This is a genomic window from Streptomyces antibioticus (assembly GCF_002019855.1).
In the GTDB taxonomy this organism is placed as follows: Bacteria; Actinomycetota; Actinomycetes; order Streptomycetales; family Streptomycetaceae; genus Streptomyces; species Streptomyces antibioticus_B.
Genome location: NZ_CM007717.1, coordinates 4,605,862 through 4,625,534, shown reverse-complemented (window position 1 = coordinate 4,625,534; position 19,673 = coordinate 4,605,862). Strand labels below are relative to the sequence as shown.

Annotated in this window: 18 protein-coding genes and 1 tRNA gene; 4 read left to right on the top strand and 15 right to left on the bottom strand. The window is 69.4% G+C overall.

Going from position 1 to position 19,673, the window contains the following annotated elements; genetic code table 11:
- Positions 1–6: 6 nt before the first annotated feature.
- The 6 genes from AFM16_RS20955 to AFM16_RS20930 all read right to left on the bottom strand — a co-directional run bounded on the left by AFM16_RS20955 (position 7) and on the right by AFM16_RS20930 (position 6,856).
- On the bottom strand, positions 7–1,116 hold the full coding sequence (locus AFM16_RS20955) for a sugar ABC transporter substrate-binding protein (protein ID WP_030781906.1): 1,110 nt from the start codon (positions 1,114–1,116) through the stop codon (positions 7–9).
- A gap of 265 nt (positions 1,117–1,381) precedes the next feature.
- Positions 1,382–1,846: a heat shock protein transcriptional repressor HspR gene (locus AFM16_RS20950; RefSeq protein WP_030781903.1), complete on the bottom strand. Its 465-nt coding sequence runs from the start codon at positions 1,844–1,846 to the stop codon at positions 1,382–1,384.
- 2 nt (positions 1,847–1,848) lie between these two features.
- On the bottom strand, positions 1,849–3,024 hold the full coding sequence (dnaJ, locus tag AFM16_RS20945) for a molecular chaperone DnaJ (RefSeq protein ID WP_078634251.1): 1,176 nt from the start codon (positions 3,022–3,024) through the stop codon (positions 1,849–1,851).
- 33 nt (positions 3,025–3,057) lie between these two features.
- Entirely contained in the window at positions 3,058–3,720 is a 663-nt protein-coding gene (gene grpE / locus AFM16_RS20940; RefSeq protein ID WP_030781898.1) for a nucleotide exchange factor GrpE, read from the bottom strand.
- The gene (gene dnaK, locus AFM16_RS20935) at positions 3,717–5,549 is read right to left on the bottom strand and encodes a molecular chaperone DnaK (protein WP_030781894.1); all 1,833 of its coding nucleotides are present in this window, start codon (positions 5,547–5,549) and stop codon (positions 3,717–3,719) included. The genes grpE and dnaK overlap by 4 nt, the downstream gene beginning before the upstream one ends.
- Positions 5,550–5,644: 95 nt before the next feature.
- Positions 5,645–6,856, bottom strand: a complete 1,212-nt coding sequence (locus AFM16_RS20930; RefSeq protein WP_078634250.1) for an MraY family glycosyltransferase — start codon at positions 6,854–6,856, stop codon at positions 5,645–5,647.
- A gap of 240 nt (positions 6,857–7,096) precedes the next feature.
- On the opposite strand from AFM16_RS20930, the gene AFM16_RS20925 reads away from it, so the two are divergent.
- Positions 7,097–9,373: a heterodisulfide reductase-related iron-sulfur binding cluster gene (locus tag AFM16_RS20925; RefSeq protein WP_078634249.1), complete on the top strand. Its 2,277-nt coding sequence runs from the start codon at positions 7,097–7,099 to the stop codon at positions 9,371–9,373.
- A gap of 43 nt (positions 9,374–9,416) precedes the next feature.
- Positions 9,417–10,466, top strand: a complete 1,050-nt coding sequence (locus AFM16_RS20920) for a Yip1 family protein (RefSeq protein ID WP_078634248.1) — start codon at positions 9,417–9,419, stop codon at positions 10,464–10,466.
- Between the two features lie 75 nt (positions 10,467–10,541).
- Here the strand turns inward: AFM16_RS20920 and AFM16_RS20915 are convergent, their stop codons facing one another.
- The 3 genes from AFM16_RS20915 to AFM16_RS20905 all read right to left on the bottom strand — a co-directional run bounded on the left by AFM16_RS20915 (position 10,542) and on the right by AFM16_RS20905 (position 13,760).
- Complete coding sequence (locus AFM16_RS20915; protein ID WP_078634247.1) at positions 10,542–11,648, bottom strand: HTTM domain-containing protein; 1,107 nt, start codon at positions 11,646–11,648, stop codon at positions 10,542–10,544.
- Positions 11,638–12,324, bottom strand: a complete 687-nt coding sequence (locus tag AFM16_RS20910) for a DUF5819 family protein (RefSeq protein ID WP_370628054.1) — start codon at positions 12,322–12,324, stop codon at positions 11,638–11,640. The genes AFM16_RS20915 and AFM16_RS20910 overlap by 11 nt, the downstream gene beginning before the upstream one ends.
- 140 nt (positions 12,325–12,464) lie before the next feature.
- On the bottom strand, positions 12,465–13,760 hold the full coding sequence (locus AFM16_RS20905; RefSeq protein WP_030781872.1) for an ice-binding family protein: 1,296 nt from the start codon (positions 13,758–13,760) through the stop codon (positions 12,465–12,467).
- A 208-nt stretch (positions 13,761–13,968) separates the two neighbouring features.
- On the opposite strand from AFM16_RS20905, the gene AFM16_RS20900 reads away from it, so the two are divergent.
- Positions 13,969–15,030 carry an IS630 family transposase gene (locus tag AFM16_RS20900; RefSeq protein ID WP_209313206.1) on the top strand — a complete coding sequence of 354 codons (1,062 nt, stop codon included), beginning with the start codon at positions 13,969–13,971 and terminating at the stop codon, positions 15,028–15,030.
- A gap of 101 nt (positions 15,031–15,131) precedes the next feature.
- Here the strand turns inward: AFM16_RS20900 and AFM16_RS20895 are convergent, their stop codons facing one another.
- From AFM16_RS20895 to dcd, 5 genes are all read right to left on the bottom strand, one after another.
- Positions 15,132–15,845 (bottom strand): hypothetical protein, encoded by a 714-nt coding sequence (locus AFM16_RS20895; RefSeq protein WP_256861334.1) that lies wholly within the window; start codon positions 15,843–15,845, stop codon positions 15,132–15,134.
- Positions 15,842–16,216: an STAS domain-containing protein gene (locus AFM16_RS20890; RefSeq protein ID WP_078634246.1), complete on the bottom strand. Its 375-nt coding sequence runs from the start codon at positions 16,214–16,216 to the stop codon at positions 15,842–15,844. Before AFM16_RS20890 ends, AFM16_RS20895 begins: the two co-directional genes overlap by 4 nt.
- Before the next feature lie 175 nt (positions 16,217–16,391).
- Positions 16,392–17,012 (bottom strand): DUF5994 family protein, encoded by a 621-nt coding sequence (locus AFM16_RS20885; RefSeq protein ID WP_078634245.1) that lies wholly within the window; start codon positions 17,010–17,012, stop codon positions 16,392–16,394.
- Positions 17,013–17,368: 356 nt separating this feature from the next.
- The gene (locus AFM16_RS20880) at positions 17,369–17,866 is read right to left on the bottom strand and encodes a phosphoribosyltransferase (protein WP_078634244.1); all 498 of its coding nucleotides are present in this window, start codon (positions 17,864–17,866) and stop codon (positions 17,369–17,371) included.
- Positions 17,867–17,873: 7 nt separating this feature from the next.
- Positions 17,874–18,449: a dCTP deaminase gene (gene dcd, locus AFM16_RS20875; RefSeq protein ID WP_030781856.1), complete on the bottom strand. Its 576-nt coding sequence runs from the start codon at positions 18,447–18,449 to the stop codon at positions 17,874–17,876.
- 518 nt (positions 18,450–18,967) lie between these two features.
- Between dcd and AFM16_RS20870 the strand changes: the two genes are divergently transcribed.
- Positions 18,968–19,041: transfer RNA gene (locus AFM16_RS20870), tRNA-Gly, on the top strand.
- Between the two features lie 71 nt (positions 19,042–19,112).
- Here the strand turns inward: AFM16_RS20870 and AFM16_RS20865 are convergent.
- Entirely contained in the window at positions 19,113–19,436 is a 324-nt protein-coding gene (locus AFM16_RS20865) for an ATP-binding protein (RefSeq protein WP_245177992.1), read from the bottom strand.
- Positions 19,437–19,673: the final 237 nt, after the last annotated feature.

Sequence of the window (19,673 nt, the reverse complement as noted above, 5' to 3'; positions counted from 1 at the left end):
CTGCGGCTACTTCAGGCCGAGGGAGTTGCAGGCCGACTTGTACTTCTCGGTGCAGATGTCCTGCGCCGTGAAGACGCCGTCGGCGATCACGGTGTCCTTGAGGTTGCTCTTCGTCAGGGCGACCACCTGCACCAGCTTCGCCGGGATGTCCTTGTGGGTCGGGCTGTCGACCTTGTCGCGGGTCAGGGCCTCGAACTGGAGGGCGCGGCCCTGGACCTTGGCGACGGCGGCCTCGGCGGCGGCCTCCGCCTCGGCGCGGTAGGGCTTGTAGACCGTCATGTACTGCTCGCCGCTGACGATCCGCTGCACGCCCGGCAGCTCGGCGTCCTGGCCCGTGATGGGCGGCAGGTCGCTGCCGCTCAGACCGGCCGCCTCCAGCGCCTTGATGATGCCGCCGGCCATGGTGTCGTTGGCGGAGTAGACGGCCGCGATGTTGTCCTTGCCGATCTTCCCGATCGCCTCGGTCATGTGCTCCTGGGCCTTCTCCGGGCTCCAGTCGGCGGTGTCGTACTCCGCGGCGATGGTCACCCGGCCGCTCAGCTCGCTGAGCGCGCCCTCCTTGAACTGCGCGGCGTTCGGGTCGGTCGGCGAACCGTTGATCATGACGATCTTGTCGCTGGTGTCGGCGGTGCCGAGGGCCTCGGTGAGGGAACGGCCCTGCACCTCGCCGACCAGCTCGTTGTCGAAGGAGACGTACGCGTCGATCGGGCCCTGCGCGAGACGGTCGTAGGCGATGACCGGGATGTTCGCGTCCTTGGCCTTCTGCACCATCCCCGCGATCTTCTTCGAGTCGACCGCGTCGAGCAGGATGCAGTCGACCTTGTCGTCGATCATCTTCTGCATCTGCTCGTCCTGGACCTTGGCGCTGTTGGCGGCGTTGGCGTACGCCGTCTTGCCCTTGCCGTCGGTGAGCGCGGCGATCTTCTCCTTGATGATCGGGTAGTCGAACTCCGCGTACCGGGTGTTCGTCTTCTCCGGCAGGAGCACGCCGATGGTGACGTCGTTGCTGCGGGTCGGGGTCGCGTCCGCGCTGTCCGAACCGGCGTCGAGCATGCCGCACCCGGCGAGCGAGAGAGTCATCGTGGAGGCGACCACGGCTATGGCGATACGACGCATTCAGGGGCTCACTTCAGGTGCGTTCCGGACATGGGTGCGACATGTTGACCCAGGTGTCAGAAAAGACAACGCGTCGGCGCCCCCACCAGTCAAGCCGTACTACTTAACGAAGTGACAACATCACACTCCGCTTAGCATGTGAAGACGCATGGAGACCGAGCGAAGAGGGTACGCACTTCTCTTTACGGACTCTCCGCGCCGCCGGAAGCGCACGGAAAAGGGGCCCGGAGATCTCTCCGGGCCCCTTTTCCGTGTGTGTATCGCCTCAGTCGGACTGCGGGCGCTTGGGCCGCCACACCACCAGCGCGCTGGTCTGCTGGACCTCCTGGTACGGGACCAGGTCGCGACGGTAGGAGGCGTGGACCGCGGCCTCGCGCTGCTGCATGGCCGCCGCCGCGCCGTCCACGGCCGACTCCAGTTCGGCAACCCGGGACTGGAGCGCGGCGACCTGGTTCTCCAGCTCGATGATGCGCTTGATACCGGCCAGGTTGATGCCCTCGTCCTGCGACAACTGCTGGACGGTGCGCAGCAGCTCGATGTCACGGGCCGAGTAGCGGCGGCCCCGCCCGGCGGTGCGGTCGGGGGAGACCAGCCCCAGGCGGTCGTACTGGCGCAGCGTCTGCGGGTGCAGGCCGGAAAGCTGGGCCGCCACCGAGATGACGTAGACCGGGGTCTCCTCGGTCAGTTCATACGGCCCACGAAAAGTGTCACCGCGTCGACGGCCATCCATCCCTATGCTCCCTTCGCGGCCTCGAACAGGTCCGCCCTCGGATCCTCGTCCGCGGTCGCCTCGCGATACGCCTCGAGCGCGTCACGAGCCTTCCCCGTCAGGTCCTTGGGGACACTCACCTCCACGGTGACCAGAAGGTCGCCGCGGGTGCCGTCCTTGCGGACCGCGCCCTTGCCCCGCGCCCGCATGGTGCGGCCGTTGGGGGTGCCGGGCTGCAGCTTGAGGGTGAGCGACGGGCCGCCCAGGGTGGGCACCCTGATCTCCCCGCCGAGCGCCGCCTCGGTGAACGTCACCGGCACGGTCACCGTGAGGTTGTCCTCCTTGCGGCCGAACACCGGGTGCGCGCCCACATGGACGACGACGTACAGATCGCCGGCCGGGCCGCCGCGCTCGCCCGGCGCGCCCTTGCCGCGCAGCCGGATGCGCTGCCCGTCCGTCACCCCGGCCGGGATGCGGACCTGCATGGTGCGCGAGGACTTGGCGCGGCCGCTGCCCTTGCAGTCCAGGCAGGGGTGCTCGGCGATCAGCCCGCGGCCCTTGCAGTCGGGGCACGGGTCGGTCAGGGAGAAACCGCCCCCCGAGCCCCGGGCCACCTGGCCGGTGCCGACGCAGGTCGGGCACACGCGCGGTGTGCCGTTCTTGTCGCCGGTGCCGGAACACGCCTTGCACGGGGCCTGCGAGGACATCCGCAGCGGGACGGTCGCACCCTCGATGGCCTCGGTGAAGGTCAGGGTGACCTCGGTGTCGATGTCCTGGCCGCGCCGGGGCTGGGTACGGGTCGTGCCCCCTCCGCCGCGGTTGAACAGGCCGCCGAAGACATCGCCGATACCGCCGCCGAAGCCGCCGGCTCCCCCGCCCTGGGGGTTGCCTCCGAAGAGGTCGCCCAGGTCGAAGTTGAAGGAGCCGCCGCCGGCGCCCGGCCCCGGGCGGAAGCCGCCGTTGCCGAAGAGGGCGCGGGCGTCGTCGTACTCCTTGCGCTTCTTGGGGTCACCGAGGACGTCGTTCGCCTCGGAGATCTCCTTGAAGCGCTCCTCCGCCTTGGCGTTGCCCTTGTTGGCGTCCGGGTGGAACTCGCGGGCGAGCTTCCGGTACGCCTTCTTGATCTCGGCCTCGGTGGCGTCCTTGGGGACGCCGAGGACCTTGTAGAAGTCCTTCTCGATGAAGTCCTTGGTGCTCATCCTCGACGTCCCTCCTTCCGTGTCGGTTCAAGCTCAGCCCTCGTCCGGGCCACCGCTCTCCTTGTCGTCGGCCGCGGTCTCGGTCTCCTCCGAGGACTTCACGGTCTGCGCGCCCGGCTGCGGCTCGGCGACGGCCACCCGCGCGGGGCGGATGGTGCGCTCGCCGATGCGGTACCCGGGCTGGAGGATCGCCACGCACGTCGTCTCGGTGACGTCGGGCGCGTACGAGTGCATCAGAGCCTCGTGGATCGTCGGGTCGAAGGGCTCGCCCTCCTTGCCGAACTGCTGGAGGCCCATCTTCGCCGCGGTGGTCTCCAGGGACTCCGCCACCGACTTGAAGCCGCCGACGAGTTCGCCGTGCTCCCGCGCGCGGCCGATGTCGTCGAGCACGGGCAGGAGCTCGGTCAGGAGGTTCGCGATGGCGATCTCCTTGACCGCGATCCGGTCGCGCTCGACCCGGCGGCGGTAGTTCTGGTACTCGGCCTGGAGGCGCTGGAGGTCCGCGGTGCGCTCGCCGAGCGCGGTACGCACCTGGTCCAGCTGGGCCACCAGAGCCGCTGTCTGGTTCGCGTCCCCGGCCGGGGCCGCCCCCTCCGCCGAGGCGGAGGAGGGAGCGGCCGTCGGCTCGGCGTCTTCAGGGGTGGCGCCGGAGGGGACGTCGGGCTTCTCCTCGAAGCCCGGGGTCTCCTCCGTCACGCGGCACCGTCCTTGCGCTCGTCGTCGACGATCTCGGCGTCCACCACGTCGTCGTCGGCCTTCGGGGCCTCGGCGCCGGGGGCGGCCTGACCGGCCTGGGCGTCGGCGTACATGGCCTGGCCGAGCTTCTGGGAGACGGCCGCGACCTTCTCGGTGGCGGTGCGGATCTCGGCGGTGTCCTCGCCCTTGAGCTTCTCCTTCAGCTCGGCGAGAGCGTCCTCGACCTCGGTCTTGATCTCGCCCGGGACCTTGTCCTCGTTGTCCTTGAGGAACTTCTCGGTCTGGTAGACGAGCTGCTCGCCCTGGTTGCGGGCCTCGGCGGCCTCGCGGCGGCGGTGGTCCTCGTCCGCGTACTGCTCGGCCTCCTGGCGCATGCGGTCGACCTCGTCCTTCGGCAGCGAGGAGCCGCCGGTGACGGTCATCTTCTGCTCCTTGCCCGTGCCCAGGTCCTTCGCGGTCACGTGCATGATGCCGTTGGCGTCGATGTCGAAGGAGACCTCGATCTGCGGGACACCGCGCGGGGCCGGCGGCAGACCGGTCAGCTCGAACATCCCGAGCTTCTTGTTGTACGCCGCGATCTCGCGCTCGCCCTGGTAGACCTGGATCTGCACGGACGGCTGGTTGTCCTCGGCGGTGGTGAAGATCTCGGACCGCTTGGTCGGGATCGTCGTGTTCCGCTCGATGAGCTTGGTCATGATGCCGCCCTTGGTCTCGATACCGAGGGACAGCGGGGTGACGTCGAGGAGCAGGACGTCCTTGACCTCGCCCTTGAGGACACCGGCCTGGAGGGACGCGCCGATGGCGACGACCTCGTCCGGGTTGACGCCCTTGTTGGCGTCCTTGCCGCCGGTCAGCTCCTTGACCAGCTCGGCGACGGCCGGCATACGGGTCGAGCCGCCGACCAGGACGACGTGGTCGATCTCCGAGAGGGAGATGCCGGCGTCCTTGATGACGTTGTGGAACGGCGTCTTGCAGCGCTCCAGGAGGTCCGCGGTGAGCTGCTGGAACTGGGCGCGGGTGAGCTTCTCGTCCAGGTGCAGCGGGCCCTCGGCGGACGCCGTGATGTACGGCAGGTTGATCGTGGTCTCGGTGGACGAGGACAGCTCGATCTTCGCCTTCTCGGCGGCCTCGCGCAGGCGCTGGAGCGCCATCTTGTCCTTGGAGAGGTCGACGCCGTGGCCCGCCTGGAACTGCTTCACCAGGTAGTCCATGACGCGCTGGTCCCAGTCGTCACCACCGAGGTGGTTGTCACCGTTGGTGGCCTTCACCTCGACGACGCCGTCACCGATCTCCAGCAGGGACACGTCGAAGGTGCCGCCACCGAGGTCGAAGACCAGGATGATCTGCTCGTCCTTGTCGAGGCCGTACGCCAGGGCGGCGGCGGTCGGCTCGTTGACGATGCGCAGGACGTTCAGGCCCGCGATCTCGCCGGCCTCCTTGGTGGCCTGACGCTCCGAGTCGTTGAAGTACGCGGGGACGGTGATGACCGCGTCGGTCACCTTCTCGCCCAGGTACGCCTCGGCGTCACGCTTCAGCTTCTGCAGGATGAACGCGGACATCTGCTGCGGGTTGAACGGCTTGCCGTCCAGCTCGATCTTCCAGTCGGTGCCCATGTGGCGCTTGACCGAGCGGATGGTCCGGTCCACGTTCGTGACCGCCTGGCGCTTGGCGACCTCGCCGACGAGCACCTCGCCGTTCTTGGCGAAGGCGACGACGGACGGCGTGGTCCTGGCGCCCTCTGCGTTGGTGATGACGGTGGGCTCGCCGCCCTCCAGAACGCTGACGACGGAGTTAGTCGTGCCCAGGTCGATGCCGACCGCACGTGCCATGGTGATCTTCCTCCAACTGACTTGAGTGGAACGGACTCAAGTGTGCACGACGGCTCCCGCCCGGTCAACAGACCTGAGTCGCACGCACTCAACTCTTATCCGTTCCTTACACGCAAGGAGGCGCTGACCTGCGGAGACATCCGCTGTCCATGACGACTGTCACTCGATTCGGGGAGCCGTACGGCGGACTCGGATTGACGGCGCGGGGCGAAGAGGGGCGCCCTGCGGGGGTGAGTACGTGGGTTCTTGCGGGCACGCGTGTGTGCGGTCTCCTTTTCACGGGCACGCGTGTGTGCCGGCGCCTCGGACGCCGCCTCACCACCGCCCCGCGCGCGGGGCGCCTTCCGCGCCGGGACACGCAGCAGGCCCAGGACGGCGGCCAGCGCCCCGCCCGCCACCCACCACACGGCGTACGGCCCGGCCCAGCCGCTGTGCACCAGCGTCCCGACGAGCACCGCCGAGAAGGCCGCCGCGCCGAGCAGCACGGTCGCCCCCTGCGGGGTGATCCCGAGCCGCCGCAGCCGGTGGGCGAGATGGTCCGGGCCGCCGCGCAGCAGGGGCCGTCCGGCCAGCCGCCGCGCCACCACGACCAGGACGGCGTCGGCGCCGGCCACCGCGGTGAGCGCGAACAGCACGCCCGCCCCGACGGCCTCCTCGTAGCCCGCGCGGGCGGTCACGGCCGCCGAGGCGAGCAGAAACCCGGCGAACAGCGATCCGCAGCCGCCGAGCGCCACGCGCGCGGGGGGCCAGTTGTGCATGAGGAAGCCGGTCAGCGCGGCGGCGAGCACACTGAGCAGCACCGCGAGACCGTCCAGGACCTCGAACGCCGCGCACGCGGCCACCCCGAACGCGGTGACCACGCCGACCGTGCCGGCCACGCCGTCCGCGTGGTCCAGGGCCCGGAAGGCGAGCGCGACGAAGGTGATCCAGGCGACGGCCACCGCCCCCGCCCAGGCGCCGGTGTCGCCGTACGGCACGACGAAGGCCGCCGCCACGGCCGTACCGAGGACCAGGAGCCGGGTCCTGAGCCGCCACAGGTCCGCGATCAGCCCGAGCGCGGCGACGGCCGCGGCGGCCAGCACCAGGGCGCCGATGTCCGGGCCGAGCGGGGCGATGCCGGACCAGTCCCCGGCGCCCGCGACCAGACAGGTGGTGACCACCACGGCGACACCCCCGGACAGCGGTACGCGGCGCTGCCGCCGGCGCCGGTCGACGAGCCCGAGACGCAGGGCGGGCGGACGCAGCAGCGCGGCGAGGACGGCGGCGAGGAGCAGGGCGGTGGTGGCGGCGGCGATCCCGTAGAGCACGGATATAAATTAGTCATAAATGTACCAATTTGGTACGAATAACACGAAGAGATCGTGCCCGCCTGATACCCCTTTGACCGCTACGGTGACCGCGTCGGCACCCATGCGAACTGAGGTGACCCTCAGCGATTCAGATCACCCCATGGCCCGCTACAGTGCGACGCGGGTTGGGGGTAGTCTCAGACGGACTGCATAAGTTACCGCTTAGTAATTTCCCTCGCAGGCCCGAGGAGCCCCCTCATGCAACTCGCCGCGATCATCGTGTCGCTGGTCCTGACCGTGGTCGGCGTCGCGCTGCTCGCACGCGCCATCGGTCAGTTCGTCCGGTACTTCAAACTGGGCCAGCCGGTTCCGGCGGGCGCCCGTACGGACAACCCCTACGCGCGCAGTGTGACCCTGGTACGGGAGTTCCTCGGCCACACCCGGATGAACCGCTGGGGCATCGTGGGCTTCGCCCACTGGTTCGTCGCGGTCGGCTTCCTGACCCTGCCGCCGACCCTGGCGCAGGCGTTCGGCCAGCTCTTCCAGGCCGACTGGACGCTTCCGGTGATCGGCGGCTTCCTGCCGTTCGAGCTGTACATCGAGTTCATCGGCGTGATGACGATCCTCGGCATCGCCGTCCTCATCGCGATCCGCCTGCTGAACCTGCCGAGCCGTCCGGGCCGCAAGTCCCGCTTCGCGGGCTCCAAGGCCGGCCAGGCGTACTTCGTCGAGTACGTCATCCTCACCATCGGCCTCGCCATCTACGCGCTGCGCGGCCTCGAGGGCGCGATCCACCACGTAGAGCACTACGAGGCCGCGTACTTCGCCTCGTACCCGCTGGTCCTGGCCTTCAAGGGACTGAGCGTCGGCACGCTCCAGAACCTGATCTACCTCACCGCGATGGTGAAGATCAGCACCTCGTTCATCTGGATGATCGTGGTCTCGCTCAACACCAACATGGGCGTGGCCTGGCACCGCTTCCTGGCGTTCCCGAACATCTGGTTCAAGCGCGAGGCGACCGGCGGCACGGCCCTCGGCGGCCTCCAGCCGATGACCTCCGGCGGCAAGCCGATCGACTTCACCGACCCCGGTGACGACGACGTCTTCGGCGTCTCCCAGGTCGAGCAGTTCTCCTGGAAGGGCCTGCTGGACTTCTCCACCTGCACCGAGTGCGGCCGCTGCCAGTCGCAGTGCCCCGCCTGGAACACCGGCAAGCCGCTCTCCCCCAAGCTGCTGATCATGTCCCTGCGGGACCACGCCCACGCCAAGGCGCCCTACCTGCTCGCGGGTGGCGGCAAGACCATGGAGGGCGAGGAGAAGGCGAGCGAGGAGCAGCTCAAGGACGTTCCCGCCGCCGCCCTGGCCGAGGCCGAGCGCCCCCTCATCGGCACCGCCGAGGAGAACGGCGTCATCGACCCGGACGTCCTGTGGTCCTGCACCACCTGCGGCGCCTGCGTCGAGCAGTGCCCGGTGGACATCGAGCACGTCGACCACATCGTCGACATGCGCCGCTACCAGGTCATGATCGAGTCCGCGTTCCCGTCCGAGGCGGGCACGATGCTCAAGAACCTGGAGAAGAAGGGCAACCCCTGGGGCCTGGCCAAGAAGCAGCGCCTGGAGTGGCTCAAGGAAGTCGACTTCGAGGTGCCGGTCGTCGGCAAGGACATCGAGGACCTGTCCGAGGTCGAGTACCTGTACTGGGTCGGCTGCGCCGGTGCCCTGGAGGACCGGGCCAAGAAGACCACCAAGGCGTTCGCCGAGCTGCTCCACATCGCGGGCGTCAAGTTCGCGATCATGGGCGGCGACGAGAAGTGCACCGGTGACTCCGCCCGCCGCCTCGGCAACGAGCCCCTGTTCCAGGAACTCGGCATGGAGAACGTGGCCGCGCTGAACATGGCCTTCGGCGAGGACGACGAGGACGAGTCGACCAAGAAGCCGAAGTCGGCGAAGAAGATCGTCGCGACCTGCCCGCACTGCCTCAACACGATCGGCAACGAGTACCCGCAGCTCGGCGGCGACTACGAGGTCATCCACCACACCCAGCTTCTCCAGCACCTGGTGGACGAGGGCAAGCTCATCCCGGTCACCCCGGTCGAGGGCATCATCACCTACCACGACCCCTGCTACCTGGGCCGTCACAACAAGATCTACACGCCGCCGCGCGAGATCATGACCGCCGTCCCGGGCCTGCGCCAGCAGGAGATGCACCGCCACAAGGAGCGCGGCTTCTGCTGCGGCGCCGGCGGCGCGCGGATGTGGATGGAGGAGCGGATCGGCAAGCGCATCAACAACGAGCGCGTCGACGAGGCTCTGTCCCTCAACCCGGACATCGTCTCCACCGCCTGCCCGTTCTGCCTGGTCATGCTCACGGACTCCGTGAACGGCAAGAAGAACGACGGCAAGGCCAAGGAGTCCATCCAGGTCGTGGACGTCGCCCAGCTCCTCCTGGAGTCCGTCAAGACCCCGGTCGACGACGAGCCCCCGGCGGGCACGGCGGAGGCGGAGAACGCGCCGGAGCCGGAGCCGGTGAAGTAGGGCGTCGAGGTTCCCCGGGGGTCCCTCAGGGACCCCTTAGGGGATGTCACAGCTCGGCCGCAAAGCCGGGTCCGGGAGCCCGGGCCCGGCACGTCACTCTCCGGGACCAGGTACGTTCGATGACGTGGCTGGATTCAGGATCGGACGCGGCGGACGGAACGACCGCGCCCCGCAAGCGCGACCGCAACACCCTCCCTACGGGCAGCAGGCGCCCCAGGGCCCGTCGGCCGGGCCTTCGGGGCCGTCGTACGGCTACCCGCAGGCACCGCAGCCGCCGTACGGCAGACCGTCCGGGAACGCCGGAGGCGGCTGGCCGGCGGCCCGCGGCGGACACGGCGGCGGTCATGGGGGCCATGGCGGACACCACGGCGGCCAGGGCGGCCAGGGCGGTGAACCGGAGTACTTCGGCGACGGCGGCTACCCGCCCGGCCCCGGCGGACACGGCGGTCCGGACCCGTACGCGGCGAACAACCCGGGTCACACCCAGGCGTTCTCCGTCGACGACCACCACCACGCGCCCTACGGCCCGCCGCAGCCGTCCGGACCCATCGGTCCGCGCCTGCACTGGAAGGACCTGTTGCGGGGGATCGTGACCTCCCCCGACCGCACGTTCCTCCAGATGCGCGACTACACGATGTGGGGCCCCGCCCTCGTCGTCACGTTCCTGTACGGCCTGCTCGCGGTGTTCGGCTTCGACACCGCGCGCGAGGACGCGATCAACGCGACGCTGTCCAACGCCATCCCGATCGTCCTGACGACGGCCGTGGCGATGGTGGTGTCGTTCTTCGTCCTGGGCGTGGTCACCCACAGCCTGGCCCGCCAGCTCGGCGGCAACGGCGCCTGGCAGCCGACGGTCGGCCTCTCCATGCTGATCACGTCGCTCACGGACGCCCCGCGTCTGATCGTCGCGATGTTCTTCGGCGGCGACGCGTCCTTCGTCCAACTCCTCGGCTGGGCCACCTGGGTGGCCGCGGGCGCCCTGCTGACCCTCATGGTCCGCCGCTCCCACGACCTCCCCTGGCCGAAGGCCCTGGGCGCGTCGGCGATCCAGCTCATCGCGCTGCTGTCGATCGTGAAGCTGGGCACGTTCTAGAGGCGTAGAGGGCTTACAGGCATACGACGGGAAGGGCCCCGGTTCCTCTTCAGGAACCGGGGCCCTTTACGTCGTTCACGGTGTCGAGGCCCGGGACGCGGTACGGTCCGGCCCGCCCTGCGCGGGTACGGTTCCGGATCCCGCCGCCGGTCCGGGCACCTCCGGTGGCCTGCCCGTCCGCCGCAGCACGCGCCGGCAGAGGCGAGGCAGGGACGCGTAGAAGCGGTCCGGAAGGAAGACGGCGTCCGCGACGATCATCGCGCCGGAGAAGAGCGGCAGCCCCATGAGCACCGCGATGCCGAGGTGCATACCCAACAGCATGGTGAGCACCGGGTACTTGAGCCTGCCGAAGAGCACGAAGGGGAAGGCCACCTGGAGGAGCACGGTCGTATAGCCGGCGACGGCGATCGCGAGCGTGTGCTGGTCCACGAAGTGGGAGAGCGCCGGCCAGGGTCGGAAGAGTTCGAGGTTCAGGACGAAGTGGAGGGCGGTGCCGTCGCCCCAGGAACCGCCCTGGACCTTGTACAGGCCGGCGGAACCGTAGAGAAGACAGACCTGGGCCGCGATGACGAGCATGCCGCAGTTGTGCAGCACGGTGACCAAGGTGGTGCGGGCGTCGAGGAGTTGTGTCCGTACGCCCGAACGCTCACCCTCGCGCCCCGCCTTCCTCCGCCGGTGTCGGCGCGCGTCCAGGGACCAGCGGCGGCCGCACGCGGTGAGGACGAGGTAGAGGGCCATCAGCAGGACCAGGTTGTCGCCCCCGTCCGTCATGAAGATCGCGCGGGCGTGGAACGAGGTCACCATGACGGCGAAGAGGACGGACAGGACGCGGGTCCGCCAGCCCAGCGTGAACAGCGCGGCGGTGACGAGCGCGAGCGCGTAGCACAGCTCGAAGTAGGCGCGGCTGTCGGACAGGGTCAGGACGCTGAACCAGCCGGTCTGCTCGAAGAGTTGCTTGGACAGGGCCGGCGTCCACGGGGAGTCGGGGCCCCAGATCTCGGCGCGGTGCGGGAACTCGCGCAGCAGGAAGACCAGGTAGAGCAGTCCGTAGCCGATGCGCAGCACCGCCGCGCCGTACAGGGACACCGGGCGGCCGGTCAGGAGGTCCCGTCCGGCGGCGATCCGGTCGGCGAGCCTCGGGCCGACGCCTGCGGCCGCGGTCCTCCGTGTCTCACTGTGCATGGCCGGACACCTTCCACCAGGGCAGACGCCGGTTCTCGACGGGCGTCCGCGAGCGATCTCCGGCGGCGGAGCCGGACGCGGCGATGGGCAGGGTGACGACGCGGAGCTGGATGAACTCGAAGGGGTCGCCGGTGTGGGCGGCGACGCGGTCCGCGGCGATGTTGCTCAGGTACGTCCGCATCATCCGGGCGCGTTCCGTGTGCGCCGTGTCGTCGCCGCCGTGCGATTCGACGTATCCGGCCCAGGCGCGCCGCAGCATGTTCTGCGCCGTGTGGCTCGGGAACGGCTGGTGCTCGACCGCCGCCGTGTCCACGGCGGTCAGGTCGAACCAGGAACTCACCCGCGTCGATCCGTCGGAGCCGGTGTGCGCGGTTCTCACCAGAATCTGCCGGTTGACGGATTCGGGATCGGGGGCGAAAAGCCGCCAATTCTGTTCGAAAAGGGGATACACCCATGCGTTGATCAGGGGGCTGTATCGCTTGGAGACGGTATTGGCCGGTGCCACGTGAAGAAACAGCAGAAACACATGGACCAGGGCCATCGCCAGGCACAGGATCGGGAACAGAATCGCGGTGGCCCGCAGCCCGGATCTCCCCGCACGGGCGCTTCTTCGCACCTTCCCGTCCGTGCCGACATCCGCGCCGGCATCTGTGCCGGTCTCCACGCCGACGTCCACTGAGTCGATTGCGCTCGACACCCGCCTACCTGTCTTTCTCGTACGACTGCCGTCGGCGACCGCCGACGGCGCGGGGCGGACTCGGTGAGGATTCCGCCGCGCGCCGTCATCCGGTGAGCGGACTGGCCGCGGTGCGCTGTCTAGCCGTTGTGGCCCTTGGCGTGGCTGTCGCCGCCGTAGCCCTTGGGCAGGTCGCCGTAGCCGTAGTCCTTGTCGGGCTGCTTGCCGTGATCGGGCTTGCCGTGGCCGGGCTTGCCCTGGTCGTGCTTGCCCGGGTGGATGTGCGGGCCGAGGTCGGGCTTGCCGCCGTGGTGCGGCTTTCCGGGCTTGCCGGGCTTGACGCCGTGGGCGGGTCGGCCGGGCGCGTGGTCGTGTCCGCCACCGTTGCCGCCGGAGGTGTTGCCGAGGGTGGCGTTGCCGGCCGTGTTGCCCGCGGTGTTGCCGGAGGTCGTGTTCCCGGCGGTGTTGCCCGCGGTGTTCCCGGACGTGTTGCCGGCGACGTTGCCCGAGGTGCCGCCGGTCCCGACGATGGGTCCGCCCAGGAGGCCGCCCGAGACGAGTCCGCCGCTCAGGAGCCCGCCGCTGGTGGTCGTGCCCGCGGTGGTGCCGGTCGTCGTACCGGTGGTGGTGCCGGCGGTGGTACCGGTCGTCGTGCCGCCGGTGGTGGACGTCGAGCAGCCGTTGAGGAAGATCCGGTTGTTGTTCAGCGTCACTTCGCCGTTACGGGCCAGCGCCCGGCCCTCGATGGTCGCTCCCGATCCCACGAAGATCGAGGTCAGAGCCATGATGGTGCCGACGAAGGTGGAGCTGCCGCCGATGGTCGCCGAACTGCCGATCTGCCAGAACACGTTGCACGGCGAGGCGCCGTTCGTGAAGAGGATCCGGCTGCTGACGGCCGTCGTCAGGGCTTCCGGGATCTGGAAGACCCAGACCGCGTTGGGGTTGCCGCCGGCGTTCAGGATCAGGTCGCCGGTGAGTCCGACACCCGAGGTGGCCCGGTGGACGCCCGGGAGCAGCTCCTGGCCCCCGCCGATTCCCGCGGCGAGCGGGAAGTCCGGTGCCTGGCCCTCCAGTTGGCCGGCCGCATTGTTGTACGCCACGACCAGATCGCTCTTGGCCTGCGCGGCCGCGGCGTCCGCCGGGTGTACGGCCCCGAGCACCAGGCCGGGCGGGAATCCGGTGAACGCGCCGTTCGGGTGCGATCCGAGGTCGTGGTCGAGCACCGTGGGGCCGACGTTGGTGACTCCCTGGCCCGCCAGGACGGAGTAGCTGGCGGTCGTGCCCAGGGGTACGGGCAGGGCGATCGCCGACGCCGGGGTGGGCGTCACGGCGACCATCACGGTGGCGACGGTCGCGGCGAGGGCGGAGCCCAGCACGCCTGACACGGTGCGGCGGCCACCGCCTGGTTGAGGGAATTTCGGGAACTTCAGCTTCATCGAAAGGCCATTTTCTGTGGGCCGTGGCGTACCGGGCCCTACCGATCGCCCGGAAAGCCTTGATGCTGTTGCTGCCGCCGCATATTACGCACAAATAAACACGTCTCGTCACAGAAGGGACATGCGAAATGGCCACTCATTCAATCGGCGCACGACGCTACGGAAATATTGATCCGAAACGGTTTGGGTTCTGGGTCGTTGGAGGGGTGTGAGCGATCTGGTGGGGGACGCGCGGCATCTGTCGCCGTCGGCGCAGGAGGCCCTGCGGCTGCGGGCGGTGGCCGCGTTGGTGGCGGGGCGGGACCGTGAGGACGTGGCGGCGGTGTTCGGGGTGTCGCTGAAGGCCGTCGACATCTGGTGGGCGAAGTGGCTGGCCGGCGGTCGGGAGGCTCTGGTGATGCGGCCGCGTGGTAAGCCGGTCGGGGTGCACCAGGTGCTCGGGGAGGCCGAGCAGGCCGCTGTGCGGCAGGCGGTCCTCGATCACCGGCCCTGTGACGTGGGGCTGAGTGGGCAGTTGTGGACGCGGCGGCTGATCGGTGACCTGATCGCGAAGCTGTACCGGGTACGGCTGACCGAACCGGGGGTGGGCAAGTACCTGAAGCGGTGGGGTCTTTCCTTCCAGCGCCCGGACAAGAGGGCCGTCGAGCAGGACCCCGAGGCCGTCCGGCGCTGGCACGCCGAGACCTGGCCCAAGATCCGGGCGAGGGCGAAGGAGGACGGTGGGGAGATTCTCTTCGCCGACCAGGTCGGCATCCGCTCCGACCAGGTCACAGGCCGCACCTGGGGAGAGAAGGGCAAGACCCCCGTCGTGCGACGGGCCGGGAACCGGTTCTCGGTGAACGCGATGTCGGCGATCAGCACCAAGGGCCGGATGCACTTCATGGTCTTCACCGAGAGTTTCACCGCCGAGGTGATGTGCCGCTTCCTGGACCGGCTCGCCGGCCACTTCGACCACAAGGTCCATCTCGTGGTCGACGGGCACTCCGCCCACCGCTCGAAGAAGGTCCGCGACTGGCTCGCAGCCCACCCCGACGACGTCGAGCTGCACTTCCTGCCCCCGTACTCGCCCGAGCTCAACCCCGACGAACTCGTCAACGCCGACCTCAAGCACAGCCTGCCCAAGCAGCACCGAGCCCGGAACCAGGCCGAACTCGCCGCCGAGACCCGCCGCTTCTTCCGCAGACGCCAGCGCCAGCCGCACATCGTCCGCGGCTACTTCGGCGGCCCACACGTCCGCTACGTCCTGGACGAGAACCCCATGAGTTTCTGATCAATATGCTCATTCACATTTCCGACCATCACTTCGACCCTCGTCGGCGCCCTCACCTCGGCCCTCGTCGGCGCCCTCGCCCCGGCCCCCGAACGGCCGTATCAGTCGGGCCGTTGGGTGCGGTTCTCGTGGGCAAGCCCGTCCGGGTTGGCGGCGCCGAGCGCCCCGGTCCCGGCCCCGAGGGCGAGCACCAGGGCCCGCAGCACGACGGCGTCCGGCGGCAGCAGACTCGACCGGCTCGACCCGTCCGACGGCCGCAGGACCGCCCCGATGTCCTGCCAGCCCCAGGAGAGGAAGGCGTCGTGGACCACCCGGTCGGCCTGATCCACCAGGGTCGCCCCGAGCGAGGCGTGGTGGTCGGCGAGCAGGCGTCGCTGGAGCCGACGGGCGACGCCCGGGGCGTCCGTGTGCGGGTGCACCAGCGTCTCGGTGATCGCGAAGACGTGTCCGGACGCGGTGAGCTGTTCGACGCTCGGCGGAAGGGGCCCGTCGAACCCCCGCCACCAGGTCCCGTCGCGCCGCACCGGGAAACCGTAGGCGCACCCGGCGAAGGCCGTCCCTTCCGCGATCAGCAGGGCGAAGCCGGGCTGCCGTACCGCGCCGGTCAGCCGCCGCAGAAACGCCTCCCGGTCCCGGTACTCCTCGCCGGGCTGCGCCTGGGAGGACTCCACGTACAGATCGGCCAGGTCCTCCTTGAGCGTCTCGGCCTGCCAGCGGTTGAGCCGACGGAGGCGTAACGCGTCCATGGGGGTCGCGGCGCCCGCGGCGCCCGCGGCGCCGTACGGCGGCCGCTCCGGCCGGGGCGGGACGGTCACCACGCACCGCCGGCGGCGGTGAGGGGCATCCGGCGCGAGCGGGTGCGGCCGGTGAGCGCCGGGTGCAGCAGGAATCCCGAGCCCGTGATGTCGATGACGCGGGCCATGGTCTGGGACGGGTAGTGCAGCCTCAGGGACGTCCCGGCATCCGTGACGAGCCTGAACGACGCGAGAAAGGCGTTGAGTCCGCTGGCGTCGCAGAAGGTGACCTCCGTGAGGTCGACGTCGATGCCACGGATGCCGTCGCCGAGGCACCCGGCGAGCGCCGCGGACACGAGGGGTGCGGTGGTCAGGTCGATCTCTCCGGCGAGGGTGATCAGAGCGTGGTTGTCGCGGTCGTGCCGGTGAACGTTCAGTTGGGGAGGGTGCATGGGTCCTCTGTTCGGACGCAGGGGGGTGAAGGCGGGGGCGGACGCAGGGTGTGGGGGCGGACGGTGGTCGCGGTGACGGTCGCGCTGAACTTCCGTTGGGGCGGACGCTGTTACTCAGCGCGGCAGCCGAACTCGGTCATCGAACCCGGTCACCGAACCCGGTCACCGAACTCGGTCACCGAACTGGGTCACCGGACCCGGTCGTCCGCACCGCGGCCGCGTCGCGGCTGGGGCTCGGGCTCGGCCGGCCGCCTTCGGAGTCCCAGACGGCTTCCACGGCCCGGTCGGTCTCGGACACTGCCGCCCGCGTGCGCGCCGCCGCCTCCTCCATCAACCGGCTCGCGGTCGACGTACCCGACGGGTCGCTCGCGGCGGCCATCAGCCAGGCGGCCGACGCGGGATCCGTCTCCGGCGGGATCACCAGGAGATTCCAGCGGCCCGTTCCGTAGGAGAGCAACATCAGTTCGTGCGGGTCCTGTTCGGCCCCGAACCAGCCGACGTGCATCACATGCCCGGCGACGGGCACCTTGCGCGGGACGACCGGCCAGTGGGTCGGATTCACCGTGACGCGGGTGATCCGCCCCCACAGCGGATCCAGTACGGCGGCCAAGGCGGGGAGTTCCGCTTCGAGATCACGGGAACGGGGCCACCACGCACCGTCCAGCAGGGCCGGTGCGGGGCCGTTGGGAGCGAGCGACAGTCGTAGCGAGGACGAGGATGCCTGGGCGGACCGGGCGGACCACGTGGACGGGTCTTCGGCTTCGAGTGTCGGCGAGAGGGAGATGGTCGCAGTCATGACGCGAACCCTGCCCCGGGTCGACCACAGCCGACCCGGCATATTGGATCGCCGAAAACGACACGAGCTCGGAAGCCGGTGCACAAAATATCCTCGGTGCCTTCGAGCCTACTCCCCGAACCGGCCGAACGGACCGTGGCGTCGGCCGTTGTCCGAAAGAGGCCGACCGAGGAAGGCGCCTAGAGCGACGCACGAGGGGGAACTACGCACGAGGGGGAGGAGTAGCCTGAAAGTGGGTCGGAGCACTCTCACGTGCGACCGCCCGGAAGGGCGACCCCGGTGTGTATACGCCGGGGTCGTTGAAGCGTCGGGATGTCGGGCCGTCGGGGTGTCGACGTACGCCGCCCGCCCGCCCGTCAGGCGTCCAACACCTGCCCGCTCCGCCTGACCACCGGAGGCAGGACACTCCACGGGAAGTTGATCCACTCGTCGGTGCGCTTCCACACGTACTCGCATTTCACGAGGGAGTGGGACTTCTCGTAGATGACCGCGCTGCGGACCTCGGCGACGGTGTCGAGGCAGAAGTCGCGGACCAGTTTCAGGGTCTTGCCGGTGTCGGCGACGTCGTCGGTGATCAGGACCTTCTTGTCGGAGAAGTCGATCACGTTCGGCACGGGCGCGAGCATGACCGGCATCTCAAGGGTCGTGCCGACGCCCGTGTAGAACTCCACGTTCACCAGGTGGAGGTTCTTGCAGTCGAGGGCGTAGGCCAGCCCGCCGGCGACGAAGACGCCGCCGCGGGCGATGGAGAGGACGATGTCCGGCTCGTAGCCGTCGTCGGCGATGGTCTGCGCCAGCTCACGGACGGCGGTGCCGAAACGCTCGTAGGTCAGGTTCTCGCGGAGGTCGGTCATCCGGCCCTCACACCTGCGTGCGGTGGAAGTTGAGGAAGGACCGGGAGGCGGTCGGCCCACGCTGCCCCTGGTAGCGGGAGCCGTACCGCTCACTGCCGTAAGGGTGCTCGGCCGACGAGGAGAGCCGGAACATGCAGAGCTGCCCGATCTTCATGCCGGGCCAGAGCTTGATGGGCAGGGTGGCGAGGTTCGACAGTTCGAGGGTCACGTGCCCGGAGAAGCCGGGGTCGATGAACCCGGCGGTCGAGTGCGTGACCAGTCCGAGCCGGCCGAGGGAACTCTTGCCTTCGAGACGCGACGCCAGGTCGTCCGGGAGGGTGATCACCTCGTACGTGGACGCGAGCACGAACTCACCCGGGTGCAGGATGAACGGCTCGTCCCCCTCCGGCTCCACGAGCCGCGTCAGATCGGCCTGCTCGACGGCGGGGTCGATGTGGGGGTACCGGTGGTTCTCGAACACCCGGAAGAAGCGGTCGAGACGTACGTCGATGCTCGACGGCTGCACCATGGATTCGTCGTAGGGATCGATCCGCACGCGCCCGGCGTCGATCTCGGCCCGGATGTCCTTGTCTGAGAGAAGCACGTCCCGAGGATACGCAAGGCGCGCGGACCGCCCGCCACCGGACGTCCGCGCGCCTCTGGCCTACGACCTGTCTCCTACGCCTTCCCGATGCCCACGGCCACCGGCACGGGCACCGCGCTGCGGAGCCGCGCACAGCGGGGACACCGGACGAGCCGTCCGGGACCGAGCCGCTCGGCCTGCTGCATCGGGAACGAAGTGGTGCTGAACACGTGCCCATCGGCACAACGGACGACGGTGCGCTCCATCAAGTCCTAGAGTCCCTTCCCCAAGAGCCGCGTCCGACTGCTGCTCGCCGGACACCGAAAGCCACATTACGGGACGAACGGGACGACCCTCCAGGCGGCACTCCGACCCCGTCGGACCCCGCTCGCGGGCCCCCACGGTACGCCCCAACTCCGCCCGCCCGCACCCGGATCCCACCCCCTGAAACGCACTCAGCCCCCGGGCTTCGACGCCGGGGGCCGCGCATGAGGTAGAGTGACGGGGCGATCGGACACCGGACGAATCCGGCGTCTTACGCGGGTGTAGTTTAATGGTAGAACATCAGCTTCCCAAGCTGAGAGCGCGAGTTCGATTCTCGTCACCCGCTCCAACATCCCAGCCCCTAGGTCACTGACCCGGGGGTTGTTTGCTGCCCGAGATCGGCCGTACGAATCGTCCGCCTCACGACGGCCAGGCATCGGCGACCACGAACGAGACCACCGTTCCGCCGAAGCGGCTGGGTCCGGAATGCCACGACTCGGCGATCGAGTCCACCAGGAGCAGCCCGCGCCCGTGTGCGTCGTTGGCGTCCGGGTGCCGCAGTCGCACGTTCGCCGGAAAGCCGGGGTTGTGGACCTCGATCCGGAGTGCGGTGCCGACTCTGAACCACTCCACCCGCACCAGCCACGGCTCGTCGGCGTGCCCATAGCGGATGGCATTGGTCACCAGCTCCGAGATCATCAAGGAGCAGTCGTCGATGGAGCAGGCCGGGTTGTACGGGGCGATGAACTTCCGGAATCAGCGCCGCGCCCGAGGAACCGACTCCGGAGCCGGATGCAAGGTCATCGCGCCGAGCCGAGGCGAGTCCTCGCAGGGGTAGCGGTCGATCGTGTAAGCCATTCGCGCTCACTCCTTGCCGCTGCCGCCGCAGTCGGGACAGCGCCGCTTCGATGTGGCACGGACGCGGTCGGCGACTCGTCACTCCATGCACTTCCGATCAAGTGGCCTTAGCCACTTACTGGA